General features: G+C 39.1%; 13 protein-coding genes. 10 read left to right on the plus strand and 3 right to left on the minus strand.

Annotation, left to right across the window (positions count from 1 at the left end; translation table 11 throughout):
• Nucleotides 1-66 precede the first annotated feature (66 nt).
• Nucleotides 67-1107 carry a translation elongation factor Ts gene (tsf, locus tag AB2B50_RS05895; protein ID WP_320692715.1) on the plus strand — a complete coding sequence of 347 codons (1041 nt, stop codon included), beginning with the start codon at nucleotides 67-69 and terminating at the stop codon, nucleotides 1105-1107.
• Between the two features lie 114 nt (nucleotides 1108-1221).
• Here the strand turns inward: tsf and cysK are convergent, their stop codons facing one another.
• The 3 genes from cysK to AB2B50_RS05910 all read right to left on the minus strand — a co-directional run bounded on the left by cysK (nucleotide 1222) and on the right by AB2B50_RS05910 (nucleotide 3340).
• The gene (cysK, locus tag AB2B50_RS05900) at nucleotides 1222-2148 is read right to left on the minus strand and encodes a cysteine synthase A (RefSeq protein WP_320692716.1); all 927 of its coding nucleotides are present in this window, start codon (nucleotides 2146-2148) and stop codon (nucleotides 1222-1224) included.
• A gap of 96 nt (nucleotides 2149-2244) precedes the next feature.
• Nucleotides 2245-2688 (minus strand): PH domain-containing protein, encoded by a 444-nt coding sequence (locus tag AB2B50_RS05905; RefSeq protein ID WP_320692717.1) that lies wholly within the window; start codon nucleotides 2686-2688, stop codon nucleotides 2245-2247.
• A gap of 16 nt (nucleotides 2689-2704) precedes the next feature.
• Nucleotides 2705-3340, minus strand: a complete 636-nt coding sequence (locus tag AB2B50_RS05910; protein ID WP_320692718.1) for a YigZ family protein — start codon at nucleotides 3338-3340, stop codon at nucleotides 2705-2707.
• Between the two features lie 55 nt (nucleotides 3341-3395).
• Between AB2B50_RS05910 and AB2B50_RS05915 the strand changes: the two genes are divergently transcribed.
• The 9 genes from AB2B50_RS05915 (at nucleotide 3396) to polA (ending at nucleotide 14142) form a co-directional block, all read left to right on the plus strand.
• On the plus strand, nucleotides 3396-4694 hold the full coding sequence (locus AB2B50_RS05915; RefSeq protein WP_320692719.1) for an ATP-dependent helicase ComFA: 1299 nt from the start codon (nucleotides 3396-3398) through the stop codon (nucleotides 4692-4694).
• On the plus strand, nucleotides 4691-5353 hold the full coding sequence (locus AB2B50_RS05920) for a ComF family protein (RefSeq protein WP_320692720.1): 663 nt from the start codon (nucleotides 4691-4693) through the stop codon (nucleotides 5351-5353). Before AB2B50_RS05915 ends, AB2B50_RS05920 begins: the two co-directional genes overlap by 4 nt.
• A 79-nt stretch (nucleotides 5354-5432) precedes the next feature.
• A complete protein-coding gene (gene hpf / locus AB2B50_RS05925) occupies nucleotides 5433-5975 on the plus strand; it encodes a ribosome hibernation-promoting factor, HPF/YfiA family (protein WP_045762429.1) in 543 nt (180 codons plus the stop codon).
• 148 nt (nucleotides 5976-6123) lie between these two features.
• Nucleotides 6124-8097: a DHH family phosphoesterase gene (locus AB2B50_RS05930; protein ID WP_320692721.1), complete on the plus strand. Its 1974-nt coding sequence runs from the start codon at nucleotides 6124-6126 to the stop codon at nucleotides 8095-8097.
• Complete coding sequence (rplI, locus tag AB2B50_RS05935) at nucleotides 8094-8546, plus strand: 50S ribosomal protein L9 (RefSeq protein ID WP_000864204.1); 453 nt, start codon at nucleotides 8094-8096, stop codon at nucleotides 8544-8546. Before AB2B50_RS05930 ends, rplI begins: the two co-directional genes overlap by 4 nt.
• 42 nt (nucleotides 8547-8588) lie before the next feature.
• A complete protein-coding gene (gene dnaB / locus AB2B50_RS05940; protein WP_000852500.1) occupies nucleotides 8589-9947 on the plus strand; it encodes a replicative DNA helicase in 1359 nt (452 codons plus the stop codon).
• Nucleotides 9944-10210, plus strand: a complete 267-nt coding sequence (locus AB2B50_RS05945; RefSeq protein WP_000128621.1) for a Veg family protein — start codon at nucleotides 9944-9946, stop codon at nucleotides 10208-10210. Before dnaB ends, AB2B50_RS05945 begins: the two co-directional genes overlap by 4 nt.
• Before the next feature lie 100 nt (nucleotides 10211-10310).
• Complete coding sequence (locus tag AB2B50_RS05950) at nucleotides 10311-11444, plus strand: CHAP domain-containing protein (RefSeq protein WP_320692722.1); 1134 nt, start codon at nucleotides 10311-10313, stop codon at nucleotides 11442-11444.
• Nucleotides 11445-11508: 64 nt separating this feature from the next.
• A complete protein-coding gene (gene polA, locus AB2B50_RS05955; RefSeq protein ID WP_320692723.1) occupies nucleotides 11509-14142 on the plus strand; it encodes a DNA polymerase I in 2634 nt (877 codons plus the stop codon).
• Nucleotides 14143-14220 lie beyond the last annotated feature (78 nt).

Consider the following 14220-nt stretch of genomic DNA (forward strand, 5'->3'; position numbering starts at 1 on the left):
AGTAATTACCTAGGAGGGCGGGGCTTAGCCCGGCTCTCCTATTTTTAAAAATATAGGAGAATCAAAATGGCAGAAATTACAGCTAAACTTGTTAAAGAGTTGCGTGAAAAATCTGGTGCTGGTGTTATGGACGCTAAAAAAGCATTGGTTGAAGTGGAAGGCGATATCGAAAAAGCGATTGAATTGCTTCGCGAAAAAGGTATGGCAAAAGCAGCTAAGAAAGCTGACCGTGTTGCTGCAGAAGGTTTGACTGGTGTTTATGTTGACGGTAACGTTGCAGCAGTTGTTGAAGTTAATGCTGAAACTGACTTCGTTGCGAAAAATGCTCAATTTGTTGAGTTGGTAAATGCAACAGCTAAAGCAATCGCTGAAGGAAAACCAGCTAACAACGAAGAAGCTCTTGCTTTGACAATGCCTTCAGGTGAAACTCTTGAATCAGCTTATGTGTCTGCAACAGCAACTATCGGAGAAAAAATCTCATTCCGTCGCTTTGCTTTGATTGAAAAAACAGATGCACAACACTTCGGAGCATACCAACACAACGGTGGACGTATCGGTGTTATCTCTGTAATCGAAGGTGGAGACGAAGCACTTGCTAAACAAATTTCAATGCACATCGCTGCTATGAAACCAACAGTTCTTTCATACAAAGAATTGGATGAGCAATTTGTTAAAGATGAGTTGGCACAATTGAACCACGTTATCGACCAAGATAATGAAAGCCGTGCTATGGTTGGTAAACCAGCTCTTCCACACTTGGCATACGGATCTAAAGCTCAATTGACTGATGAAGTAATCGCTCAAGCTGAAGAAGCTATCAAAGCTGAATTGGCTGCAGAAGGTAAACCAGAAAAAATCTGGGACAAAATCATCCCAGGTAAAATGGATCGCTTCATGCTTGACAACACTAAAGTTGACCAAGCTTACACACTGCTTGCACAAGTTTACATCATGGATGACAGCAAGACAGTTGAAGCTTACCTTGAATCAGTTAACGCTTCAGTAGTTGAGTTCGCTCGCTTTGAAGTTGGTGAAGGTATCGAAAAAGCTGCAAACGACTTTGAAGCAGAAGTTGCAGCTACAATGGCAGCAGCCTTGAATAACTAATAAAAAGTAAGGAAGCAAATCTGCTTCCTTTTCTTTTGTTGGAGGGGAACTCAGAGGAATCCCTTTGAAGGTAAACAAAAAGCCCCATACTCAGGGCTTAGTGTATTTAGGAGACTATACTTCAAACTCATAGAGAGCTGTAGATAGGTAACGCTCACCGTTATCTGGTGCGAGAGCAAGGACTTTTTTTCCTGCTCCAAGTTTTTTAGCAACTTCAATTGCTGCATAGATAGCTGCTGCAGAAGAAATACCTACCAAGAATCCTTCTTTTCCGCCAATCTCACGACCAAGTGTGAGAGCATTGTCTGAGGTTACGCGAACGATACCATCATAAGCTTCTGTATCAAGTGTTTCTGGGATGAATCCAGCAGAGATACCTTGAATTTTGTGAGGTCCTGGTTTTTCACCTGATAAGATTGCTGATTCATCTGCCTCAACTGCAAAAACTTGAATGTTTGAATTAGCAGCCTTAAGAGCATGAGAAACACCAGAAATAGTTCCTCCAGTACCAACACCGGCAACAAAGGCGTCTAAACCATCAGCTCCGAAATCAGCTAGAATTTCAGCTCCTGTTGTTCTTTCGTGAACCTCTGGGTTAGCTTGGTTATTAAACTGTAATGGTAGGAAACCATCACGCTCAGCAGCAATTTCCTGCGCTTTTGCAATCGCACCTTTCATTCCTTCGCTACCAGGAGTGAGGACTAGTTCAGCTCCATAAGCTTGGATAATTTTACGACGTTCCACGCTCATTGTTTCAGGCATAACGATGACAACTTTGTAACCTTTAGCGGCACCAACCCATGAGAGACCAATACCAGTGTTCCCACTAGTTGCTTCTACAATGGTAGAACCAGGTTTGAGTTTACCCTCTTGTTCTGCTTTTTCAATCATGCTTAGGGCGATACGGTCCTTAACTGACGATCCTGGGTTAAAAGCTTCAAGTTTTACATAAACATCTGCTGCACCTTCTGGTACAATGTTATTTAATTTAACAATCGGTGTTCTACCGATGAGTTCTGTGATATTGTTATAAATTGCCATATTAGCACCTCTTTATATAAGATGCTACTAGTATAACGCTAACTTTAACTTTTGTAAAATATAGAAATCCTATCGGAGTGATAGGATTTTTTTATATCAGTGATTCAAACCATTCATATTCAAACGATTATGATAAGCTAAGTCAAATAGATAGGTGTAAAGAGGTACAATATCAGTTTTCTTTGGAAATTCAAATTTGTGAGAATTAAAATGCTCATTGTGAGATTTTAAAAAGGCATTTTCTAAATAAGTAATCGTAATCTCGCTATCATCAATCCCAAGTCCAGCAGTTTCCATCTCAACATTGACGATGTTCATGAGGAAAATTGATTTGATAAACATCTTCCGTCCGGTTGCCCCTTGTTTATCTGTAAAGATGATTCGGATATTTGTAAAGATAATTGAGTCACGAATGAGTTTATATCCGCTTTGAATTTCTTCATTTTCTAATAAATATTGTCCAAACTCCTTGGTAAGAGCTTCTTTACTTTGCTCACTGAAGTTTCCAGCGAGTCCCTGAATTAATCTTCCAAAAGCCATATGATATTTCCTTTCTTTACGATAGGGTTACAGGTACTTCAACTTCACGTAAACCTTTGTCAGTTAGAGTAACTTTTCCATTGAAAAATTCAATGAGATCAGCCTTGATACCGTCTTTCTTTTCTTTATCAATGAAAATCATAGTGTCAACTTGATCTGTAAAGTTTGTCTCTAATTCTATGAGATTATGCTCTTTAAGAAAATTCCCATATTCTTGATACTGGGCATAGGTCATGTGAATCTGTATCCCTGCCTGCTCTTTGATTTCAATAATGCCAATTTCTTTAACTGCTAGGGCAACACTACCAGCATAAGCGCGTATCAAACCACCAGCCCCTAGTTTAATACCACCAAAATAACGAGTAACTACCACACAGACATTAGTAAGGTTGTGGTTTTCCAAAACTCCTAGCATAGGAATACCAGCAGTTCCACTAGGCTCTCCGTCATCACTGGTTCGCTTGATTTCACTACGTTCACCGACAATAAAGGCAGAGCAGTTATGAGTAGCTTTATAGTGTTCTTTTTTGATAGCTGTGATAAAATCACGAGCCTCTTCTTCACTATAGACACGCTTGGCATGACAGATAAAGCGTGATTTTTTAATTTCTTCTTGGACTTGACCGTCCTCTTTTATAGTTCTATATTCCATAATTTTATTGTACTAAAAAATAGCGTAAAGTTCTACATTTTACGAATAAAGAAATATGAAAGTCAATCCAAATTATCTCGGTCGCCTTTTTACGGAACAAGAATTAAGTCTTGAGGAGAGACAACGAGCAAAACAAATTCCATCCATAAAAAAAGAGAAGGGCCAACAATATTGTCAGCGTTGTGGTAGTCAGATAAAAGAAGAATGGTATTTGCCTGTTGGTGCTTTTTATTGTCGAGAATGCTTGATTATGAAGCGAATAAGAAGTGATCAAAAACTCTATTATTTTCCGCAAGAAAGGTTTCCACAGCAAGATGTACTAAAATGGTCAGGTCAACTGACTCCATTTCAAGAGCGGGTATCACAAGGACTCCTTCAGGCGGTAGATAAGAAGGAGGCTACCTTGGTACATGCAGTGACAGGAGCTGGTAAGACAGAGATGATTTACCAAGTTGTTGCCAAGGTGATTGATCAAGGTGGAGCTGTTTGTTTGGCCAGTCCACGAATTGATGTTTGCCTAGAGCTCCATAAACGACTACAAAATGATTTTGCATGTGATATTGCGCTACTACATGGGGAGTCGGATCCCTATTTTCGTACACCTTTAGTTGTAGCAACCACTCACCAACTATTAAAATTTTATCAAGCTTTTGATTTATTGATTGTGGATGAAGTGGATGCCTTTCCTTATGTTGATAATCCAGTGCTTTACCATGCTGTCAACAATTGTGTAAAGGAAAATGGATTGAGAATATTTTTAACAGCAACGTCAACAGATGAGTTAGATAGAAAAGTTAAACAAGGGGAGTTAAAGCGTCTCAGTTTACCTCGTCGCTTTCATGGAAATCCTCTCATTGTTCCCAAGCCAATCTGGTTATCGCATTTTAATAGATATTTAGAAAAAAATGGCTTACCTCCAAAATTAAAACTTTACATTGAGAAACAGAGAAAGACGGCCTATCCCTTACTAATCTTTGCCTCTGAGATTAAAAAGGGAGAAAAGCTAAAAGAAATTTTGCAGGAGAAGTTTCCGAATGAGAAAATAGGCTTTGTATCTTCAATCACAGAAGACCGATTAGAGCAGGTACAGGCCTTTCGAGATGGAAAGTTAACGATATTAATAAGCACAACTATATTAGAGCGTGGAGTTACCTTCCCTCGTGTAGATGTTTTTGTGGTGGAAGCCAATCATCAACTCTTTACCAAGTCAAGTTTAGTACAAATTGGTGGACGAGTTGGAAGAAGCATGGATCGTCCTACTGGAGAACTGATATTTTTCCATGACGGACCCAATCTGTCCATTAAGAAAGCCATAAAGGAGATCAAACAAATGAATCAGGAGGCAGGAGTATGAAGTGTTTATTGTGTGCTAAAAACTTGCAAAAAGAGATAACCTTTACTAACCTGCTCTGTTTTAAAAAGGAGGAGGAACTAGTCTGTGAATCCTGTATTTCGTCTTTCGAGAGCATTGGTGGTAATCATTGTCCGAGTTGTTTTAAAAAAGGTTTGTCAACTATTTGTCAAGATTGTCAATTTTGGTGTAAAAAAGGTGTAAATGTTGATCATAGAGCTCTTTATTCCTATAATCAGGCTATGAAAGAGTATTTTAGTCGCTATAAATTTGATGGTGATTATCTTCTTAGAAAGATATTTTCTGAGATATTGCAAAAAGAGTTAAAGAAGTATAAGAACTATCAGATTGTGATTGTTCCTCTGAGTGACCAGCGTTTAAAAAGCAGAGGCTTTAATCAAGTTGAAGGCCTGATGAAGGAGACAGGGTTAACATATCTTGATATTTTGGTTAAAAAAGAAGTGGAGGCTAGTTCTTCAAAAAATCGATCTGATCGTTTACTTACAGAGTTTCCATTTTTATTGAAAGATGGAGTGAAGCCCCCCAAAAATATCTTACTCTTTGATGATATTTATACAACTGGAACTACCTTGAATCGTCTTAAAAGTATGCTATTAGAGGCTGGTTGTCAGAATATTAAAACTTTTTCCCTCGCAAGATGAGGAAAAAGTTTGCAAAAAATTTATGAAAGCGTTATAATATAATTAGAAAAACAAATATGTTTAGAAAGAAGGTACTTATATGATTAAATATAGTATCCGTGGTGAAAACCTAGAAGTAACAGAAGCAATTCGTGATTATGTAGTTTCTAAACTCGAAAAGATCGAAAAATACTTCCAAGCAGACCAAGAATTGGATGCGCGTGTTAACTTGAAAGTTTATCGTGAAAAGACTGCTAAAGTAGAAGTAACCATTCCGCTTGGATCTATTACTCTTCGTGCAGAAGATATTTCTCAAGATATGTACGGTTCTATTGATTTGGTGACAGATAAGATTGAGCGTCAGATTCGTAAAAACAAAACTAAAATTGAACGTAAGAACAGAAATAAAGTATCTACAAGTCAACTCTTTACAGATGCTTTAGTTGAGGACTTAGATGTAGCACAACCAAAAGTTGTTCGTTCAAAACAAATTGATTTGAAACCAATGGATTTGGAAGAAGCTATCTTACAGATGGATTTATTGGGACATGACTTCTTTATCTATGTAGATGTTGAAGATGAAACAACAAACGTTATTTATCGTCGTGAAGATGGAGATATTGGTCTTCTAGAAGTTAAATAATCAAAAAAATTAGTCTTTGAAAGTGGTTTACACTAGTGTAAACCACTTTTTAGTTTGGATGTTTTACTATTATTTGAAAATAGTGTTTCCTCTTTAAAAGTCGCATTTTGGCTACATTTATGGTATAATAATGCGCAAGAGGTTTGTAATGAAAAAAAATGAAATAAATCCCTTTTTTATGTATCTGATTGCTATGGTAACCTTTACGATTATGACCATTTTGATTGTGTTAGTAAAGGATAATCTTATCACTATAGCAAGTCTATTTTTATTTATTGTATTCTATGTTCTGCTATTTAATTTCCAGAAAAAATATTACAAAAAAACAGATATCGAGCAAATCCAGTATGTCAATCATCAGGCTACGGATAGTTTGAGTGCTCTGTTGGAGCAAATGCCTGTCGGGGTTGTTAAATTAAATATGCACAGCAGTGAGATTGAATGGTTCAATCCCTATGCGGAATTAATTTTGACAACTGAGGATGGAGAAATTGATTTTCCTCAATTTCAAAAGATTTTAAAGAGTTCGATTTCTACTCCAGGGTCTTATGCCATTGTTGGGGAGAAACGTTATGCAGTGCATTTAGATAGAAATTCAGGTGTCTTATACTTTTTTGATGTTTCTGGTGAGTATGAGGCGACTGTTGAGCTTGTGACAAGTAGACCGGTAATCGGGATTATCTCAGTTGATAACTATGATGATTTGGAAAATGAAACGTCTGAATCAGACATTAGTCATATCAATAGTTTTGTTGCAAATTTTGTTTCAGAATTTGCTGGGAAACATGCCATGTTTTCTCGTAGAGTGAGTATGGATCGGTTTTATCTATTTACTGACTACACTGTACTTGGTCACTTGATGCAGGATAAGTTTTCTGTGATTGATACCTTTCGTGAAGAAGCCAAGCAACGGAGTTTACCACTAACGATGAGTATGGGAGTTTCCTATGGTGATGGGAATCATGATCAGATTGGGAAGGTGGCTCTTCTTAATCTCAACTTAGCTGAAGTTCGTGGTGGTGACCAAGTTGTCGTAAAAGAGAATGATGAAACTAAAAATCCAATCTACTTTGGAGGAGGTTCAGCTGCATCTGTTAAACGTACTCGGACACGAACTCGTGCCATGATGACAGCTATTTCAGATAAACTTAAAAGTGTCGATCGAGTTTTTGTGGTTGGTCATAAGAATCTGGATATGGATGCTCTTGGATCAGCGGTTGGAATGCAGTTGTTTTCGAGTAATGTACTGGAAGAGAGTTATGTGATTTATGAACCTACACAGATGTCTCCAGATATTGCTCGAGCGGTTAACTATTTGGAAGAGGAGGGTGTTTCAAAACTTCTTCCTTTAGGCCAGGCTATGACAATGGTTACCAAACGCTCCTTACTGGTGATGGTTGACCATTCTAAGACAGCTTTAACCTTATCCAAAGAGTTTTATGACTTGTTTACCCAGACGATTGTCATTGACCATCATCGTCGTGATCAAGATTTTCCAGATAATGCGGTTATTACCTATATTGAAAGTGGAGCAAGCAGTGCTAGTGAACTTGTAACTGAGTTGATTCAATTTCAAAACTCTAAGAAGAAACGTTTGAGTCGCATTCAGGCTAGTGTTCTTATGGGGGGAATGATGTTGGATACTAAAAATTTCACCTCTCGGGTAACTAGTCGAACTTTTGATGTTGCAAGTTATCTCAGAACGAGAGGGAGTGATAGCATTGTCATTCAGGAAATTTCGGCCACTGATTTTGAAGAATATCGATTAGTAAATGAGTTAATTTTACAAGGGCAAATGGTGCAGCCATCAATCCTGGTTGCTCAAGCTTTGGAGGATAAAGAGTACGATACGGTTGTTATTAGTAAGGCTGCTGACGCTATGCTTGCTATGTCTGGTATAGAGGCCAGCTTTGTACTTGCTAAGAATAGTCAAGGAGCAATCTCCATTTCTGCGCGAAGCAGAAGTAAGATCAATGTCCAACGAATTATGGAAGAGTTAGGTGGCGGTGGTCACTTTAACTTAGCTGCGGCACGTTTGACAGATATGAGCCTGCAAGAAGCAGGAGATAAACTGAAAACAGTTATTTTTAATGAAACAAAAGAAAAGGAGTCAGAAGAATGAAAGTAATCTTTTTAGCAGATGTTAAAGGTAAAGGAAAAAAAGGTGAAATTAAAGAAGTGCCAACTGGATATGCACAAAACTTTTTAATTAAGAAAAACCTTGCTAAGGAAGCTACAGCTCAAGCCATTGGTGAGTTGCGTGGTAAGCAAAAATCAGAAGAAAAAGCACATGCAGAGATGCTTGCAGAAGCTAAGGAAATTAAAGCGAAACTGGAAGCAGAGGAAACCATCGTTGAGTTTGTTGAAAAAGTTGGTCCAGATGGACGTACATTTGGATCTATTACCAACAAGAAAATTGCAGAAGAATTGCAAAAACAATTTGGTATTAAAATTGATAAACGCCACATTCAAGTTCAATCACCAATCCGAGCAGTTGGTTTGATTGATGTTCCGGTAAAGATTTATCAAGATGTGACAAGTGTAATCAATCTTCGTGTCAAGGAAGCTTAATTTACGATTGGTTGACAATATTGTAAAAGGAAGGAAAGTCTGATGGCAGAAGTTGAAGAACTGCGTGTTCAGCCTCAAGATATTCTGGCAGAACAATCTGTGTTGGGAGCCATTTTTATTGATGAGACTAAACTCGTTTTTGTCCGAGAATATATCGATTCACAGGACTTCTTTAAGTATGCTCACCGTTTGATTTTTCAAGCTATGGTTGATTTGTCTGATCGTGGAGATGCTATTGACGCAACCACAGTTCGGACTATACTAGATAGCCAGGGTGATTTACAAACTATCGGAGGCTTGTCTTATCTGGTTGAGATTGTCAATTCAGTTCCGACCTCTGCCAATGCGGAATACTATGCTAAAATTGTAGCAGAAAAGGCTATGCTTCGACGCCTAATCGCTAAGTTGACAGAGTCTGTAAACCTAGCCTATGAAGCTTCTCAACCTGCTGACGAAATTATTGCTCGTGCAGAAAAAGGTTTGATTGACGTCAGTGAGAATGCCAATCGAAATGGTTTTAAAAATATTCGCGATGTATTGAATATCAACTTTGGGAATTTAGAAGCTCGTTCGCAACAGACTTCAGATATCACGGGTATTGCGACGGGTTATCGAGATTTAGATCACATGACGACAGGTCTGCATGAGGAAGAATTGATTATTTTGGCAGCTCGTCCTGCGGTTGGTAAGACAGCCTTTGCTTTGAATATTGCGCAAAATATCGGAACCAAACTCGATAAGACAGTTGCTATTTTCTCTCTGGAAATGGGTGCTGAAAGTTTGGTCGATCGTATGTTGGCTGCGGAAGGCTTGGTAGAGTCACATTCTATCCGTACGGGTCAATTGACCGAGGAAGAATGGCGTAAGTATACGATTGCTCAGGGTAATCTGGCTAATGCAAGTATCTATATTGATGATACACCTGGGATTCGGATCACAGAAATTCGATCTCGTTCTCGTAAACTGGCTCAGGAAACAGGTAATCTAGGCTTGATTTTGATTGACTATCTTCAGCTTATCACTGGAACTGGTCGAGAAAATCGTCAACAAGAAGTATCTGAGATTTCCCGTCAGTTGAAAATCTTAGCAAAAGAACTCAAAGTTCCAGTTATAGCTCTTAGTCAGCTTTCTCGTGGTGTAGAGCAACGTCAAGATAAGAGACCAGTTTTGTCTGATATTCGTGAATCTGGGTCTATCGAGCAAGATGCTGATATCGTAGCTTTTCTCTATCGTGATGACTATTATGAGCGTGGTGGTGAAGAAGAGGAAGGCATTCCAAATAATAAAGTAGAAGTGATTATCGAGAAAAACCGTAGCGGTGCTCGCGGAACGGTAGAATTGATTTTCCAAAAAGAATATAATAAATTTTCAAGTATTTCGAAGATGGAGGAACCAAGATGACAGACGCATTTACAGATGTGGCTAAAATGAAAAAAATCAAAGAAGAAATTAAGGCGCATGAGGGACAAGTGGTAGAAATGACCTTAGAAAATGGTCGTAAACGCCAAAAAAATCGTTTAGGAAAACTGATTGAGGTTTATCCATCGCTCTTCATCGTTGAGTTTGGAAATGTTGAAGGAGACAAACAGGCTAATGTCTATGTTGAATCTTTCACCTATTCAGATATTTTAACAGAAAAGAACTTAATTCATTATTTAGATTAAGGATAATCATGAAAGTGGGAAGTTTCTCACTTTTTTCTTTTTCTTTCGAATGATATAGATGAGGTCAACCTCAAAAATCTAATTATTTGAAGGAGAATGAATGACATTTACTAAAGCAGGACATAAAAAGGGAACTTTTCTCAGAAAGACAGCTGTAGGATCAGCTTCACTATTACTAGCAGGAGCTTTTTTGTTTGGTGGAGGAACTGTTCATGCCAACCAGGCAAACAATGGATCACTGGCACGAGGAGATGATTATCCCTATTATTATAAAAATGGAAGTCAAAAAATTGATAAGTGGCGTATGTACTCGGGACAATGCACCTCTTTTGCTGCTTTTCGTTTAAGTAGTGTCAATGGTTTTGAACTACCGGCTGCTTATGGGAACGCTAATCAATGGGGTTATCAAGCCCAAAAAGAAGGCTATCGGGTGGACCAGCAACCAGCAATTGGTGCGATTGCTTGGAGTACAAGAGGGCAGTACGGTCACGTAGCCTGGGTATCTAATGTGATTGGAGACATGATTGAAATCGAGGAGTACAATTATGATTATACAGAAACATATCATCGTAGAATTGTAAAGGCGAGTTCTATGACTGGTTTTATTCACTTTAAAGATGTTGGGAATGCTAGTGTAGGGCATCATCAGTCTCTACTAGCATTCAGTGATACTCATCACTTCACAGAAAAATCAGCTATTATGGATCAGCCGACACTGACAGCTACTGTCATTGATTACTACGAAGCTGGAATGAGTGTTCATTATGATCAAACCTTTGAAAAAGAAGGATATAAATGGATTAGTTATATTTCACGAAGTGGAAACAGACGTTATATCCCCTTAACTAAAACAAGTAGTTCTAAAAATGGTTGGGAAAAAGAGGGAACAAGTTGGTACTACTATGACAATGGTCAAAAAGCAGTCGGTTGGAAGAAGATAAATGGGAACTGGTATCATTTGCAAGCTGATGGTAGAATGACGACAGGCTGGTTAAAAGATGGTTCGAATTGGTATTATCTGAAGTCATCTGGTGAAATGCAGACAGGTTGGTTAAAGGATAAGGGCATTTGGTATTATCTGGAAAGTTCTGGAGCTATGAAAACCAGTCAGTGGTTCCAGGTTTCAGGAAAACATTATTATGTAAATGCATCTGGAGAATTGGCAGTAAATACGACTATCGATGGATTTCAAGTTAATGCTGATGGAGTTCGAGTAGAAAAATCAGCCTCATAAGTGTTATTCAGCATTTGGGCTCTTCCTAATGGTATTTTTCCCTGCTTTCCTTTATAATGGGTGTATGGACAAGAAAAAATTATTACTAATTGACGGTTCTTCAGTTGCTTTCAGAGCATTCTTTGCGCTTTATCAGCAACTGGATCGTTTTAAAAATGACAATGGACTTCATACCAATGCAATCTACGGTTTTCACCTGATGCTAAATCATCTGTTGGAGCGTATTCAACCGAGTCATATCTTGGTTGCTTTTGATGCGGGGAAGACGACTTTCCGTACAGAGATGTATGCAGATTATAAGGGTGGTCGTGCCAAGACTCCGGATGAGTTTCGGGAGCAATTTCCTTTTATCCGTGAGTTGCTAGACCATCTGGGGATTCGCCATTATGAGTTGGCCCAGTATGAAGCAGATGATATCATTGGTACCCTGGGTCGCTTGGCTGAAAAGGAATCTTTTGATGTAACTATCGTCAGTGGAGACAAGGATTTAATTCAGTTGACGGATGAGCATACGGTGGTTGAGATTTCCAAGAAAGGTGTAGCTGAGTTTGAGGCATTTACACCGGATTATCTCATGGAAAAGATGGGGATTACCCCAGCTCAGTTTATTGATCTTAAGGCCCTTATGGGGGATAAGTCTGATAATATCCCTGGGGTGACCAAGATTGGTGAAAAGACTGGGATCAAGCTTTTGCTTGAACATGGATCGCTGGAAGGTATTTATGAAAATATCGATGGCATGAAGGCTTCCAAGATGAAGGAAAATCTCATAAATGACAAGGAACAAGCCTTCCTGTCAAAAACACTAGCGACCATTGATACGAAAGCGCCGATTGAGATTGGACTGGATGATTTGGTTTATAGCGGTCCAGATGTGGAAAATCTTGGGAAATTCTACGATGAGATGGGCTTTAAACAACTCAAGCAGGCTTTAAATGTATCATCAGCTGATGTGGCTGAGAGTTTGGACTTTACTATGGTTGACAAATTCAGTCAAGATATGCTAAGTGCGGACTCCATCTTCCACTTTGAACTCTTTGGAGAAAACTACCATACAGATGACTTGATTGGCTTTGCCTGGTCTTGCGGAGACAAACTCTATGCTACAGATAAGCTGGAACTTCTGCAGGAGCCGATTCTTAAGGATTTTCTAGAAAAAACACCTCTGAAAGTATACGACTTTAAGAAAGCAAAAGTCCTCTTAAATCGCTTTGGTTTGGACTTGCAGGCTCCTGCTTTTGACAGTCGTTTGGCCAAATACCTTCTCTCTACTGTCGAGAATAATGAAATTTCAACTATTGCTAGTCTCTATGGTCAAACTTACCTAGTCGATGATGAAACCTTCTACGGTAAAGGTGTCAAAAAAGCTATCCCAGAGCGAGAGAAACTCTTGGAACACTTGGCTCGTAAGGTTGCTGTATTAGTTGAGACGGAGCCTGTCTTACTTGAAAAATTAAGCGAAAACGGACAATTGGACCTCCTTTATGACATGGAGCAACCTCTAGCCTTTGTCCTTGCTAAGATGGAAATCGCTGGGATTAAGGTCAAAAAAGAAACACTTCTTGAGATGCAAGCTGAAAATGAGCTTGTCATTGAAAAGCTGACGCAAGAGATTTATGAGCTGGCTGGTGAAGAGTTTAATATCAATTCACCTAAGCAATTGGGCGTCCTTCTTTTTGAAAAACTAGGTCTCCCTCTAGAATATACCAAGAAAACCAAGACAGGTTACTCGACAGCAGTAGATGTCTTGGAGCGTCTAGCTCCGATTGCCCCAATCGTCAAGAAAATTCTCGACTACCGTCAGATTGCTAAGATTCAATCCACTTATGTGATTGGCTTACAGGACTGGATTTTAGCTGATGGCAAGATTCACACGCGCTATGTGCAAGATTTGACTCAGACAGGTCGTCTGTCTAGTGTGGATCCAAACTTGCAAAATATCCCTGTTCGTTTGGAACAAGGGCGCCTCATTCGTAAGGCTTTCGTGCCAGAATGGGAGGACAGTGTCCTTCTCAGCTCGGACTATTCACAGATTGAGCTACGAGTTTTGGCCCATATTTCTAAAGATGAGCACTTGATTAAGGCCTTCCAAGAGGGAGCTGACATCCATACCTCAACAGCCATGCGGGTCTTTGGAATTGAATGTCCTGAGGATGTGACTCCAAACGACCGTCGCAATGCTAAGGCTGTGAACTTTGGAGTGGTCTACGGAATTTCAGACTTTGGTTTATCGAATAATCTGGGCATCAGCCGTAAAGAGGCTAAGGCTTACATTGATACCTACTTTGAACGTTTCCCAGGTATTAAAAACTACATGGATGAAGTGGTGCGTGAGGCGCGTGATAAAGGTTATGTAGAGACTCTCTTCAAACGTCGCCGTGAGTTGCCAGATATCAATTCACGTAACTTTAACATTCGTGGTTTTGCGGAACGTACAGCTATCAACTCACCTATCCAAGGATCAGCTGCAGATATTCTCAAAATCGCTATGATTCAGCTAGATAAAGCCTTGGTAGAGGGTGGTTATAAAACCAAGATGCTGCTACAAGTACACGATGAAATCGTTCTTGAAGTTCCTAAATCTGAATTAGCTGCCATCAAAAAACTCGTCAAGCAAACCATGGAAGAAGCTATTCAACTAAGTGTGCCCCTGATTGCTGATGAAAATGAAGGCGTGACTTGGTATGAAGCCAAATAAAAAATAGACTATTAGACAAAAAGAAATCCCCTTGAACGCTACTGTTCAAAGGGATTTTTCTTTCAGGGAAAGACAAAA

The sequence above is a fragment of the Streptococcus fermentans genome, assembly GCF_040888305.1.
GTDB classification, from domain to species: Bacteria; Bacillota; Bacilli; order Lactobacillales; family Streptococcaceae; genus Streptococcus; species Streptococcus fermentans.

Excerpts from the sequence above, each read along its gene's own strand:
- AB2B50_RS05910 (WP_320692718.1), bottom strand. The coding sequence starts at position 3,340 with ATGGAATATAGAACTATAAAAGAGGACGGTCAAGTCCAAGAAGAAATT.
- AB2B50_RS05945 (WP_000128621.1), top strand. The coding sequence starts at position 9,944 with ATGACAGACGCATTTACAGATGTGGCTAAAATGAAAAAAATCAAAGAA.
- AB2B50_RS05915 (WP_320692719.1), top strand. The coding sequence starts at position 3,396 with ATGAAAGTCAATCCAAATTATCTCGGTCGCCTTTTTACGGAACAAGAA.
- dnaB (WP_000852500.1), top strand. The coding sequence starts at position 8,589 with ATGGCAGAAGTTGAAGAACTGCGTGTTCAGCCTCAAGATATTCTGGCA.
- AB2B50_RS05905 (WP_320692717.1), bottom strand. The coding sequence starts at position 2,688 with ATGGCTTTTGGAAGATTAATTCAGGGACTCGCTGGAAACTTCAGTGAG.
- tsf (WP_320692715.1), top strand. The coding sequence starts at position 67 with ATGGCAGAAATTACAGCTAAACTTGTTAAAGAGTTGCGTGAAAAATCT.
- AB2B50_RS05950 (WP_320692722.1), top strand. The coding sequence starts at position 10,311 with ATGACATTTACTAAAGCAGGACATAAAAAGGGAACTTTTCTCAGAAAG.
- AB2B50_RS05920 (WP_320692720.1), top strand. The coding sequence starts at position 4,691 with ATGAAGTGTTTATTGTGTGCTAAAAACTTGCAAAAAGAGATAACCTTT.
- hpf (WP_045762429.1), top strand. The coding sequence starts at position 5,433 with ATGATTAAATATAGTATCCGTGGTGAAAACCTAGAAGTAACAGAAGCA.
- cysK (WP_320692716.1), bottom strand. The coding sequence starts at position 2,148 with ATGGCAATTTATAACAATATCACAGAACTCATCGGTAGAACACCGATT.
- rplI (WP_000864204.1), top strand. The coding sequence starts at position 8,094 with ATGAAAGTAATCTTTTTAGCAGATGTTAAAGGTAAAGGAAAAAAAGGT.
- polA (WP_320692723.1), top strand. The coding sequence starts at position 11,509 with ATGGACAAGAAAAAATTATTACTAATTGACGGTTCTTCAGTTGCTTTC.
- AB2B50_RS05930 (WP_320692721.1), top strand. The coding sequence starts at position 6,124 with ATGAAAAAAAATGAAATAAATCCCTTTTTTATGTATCTGATTGCTATG.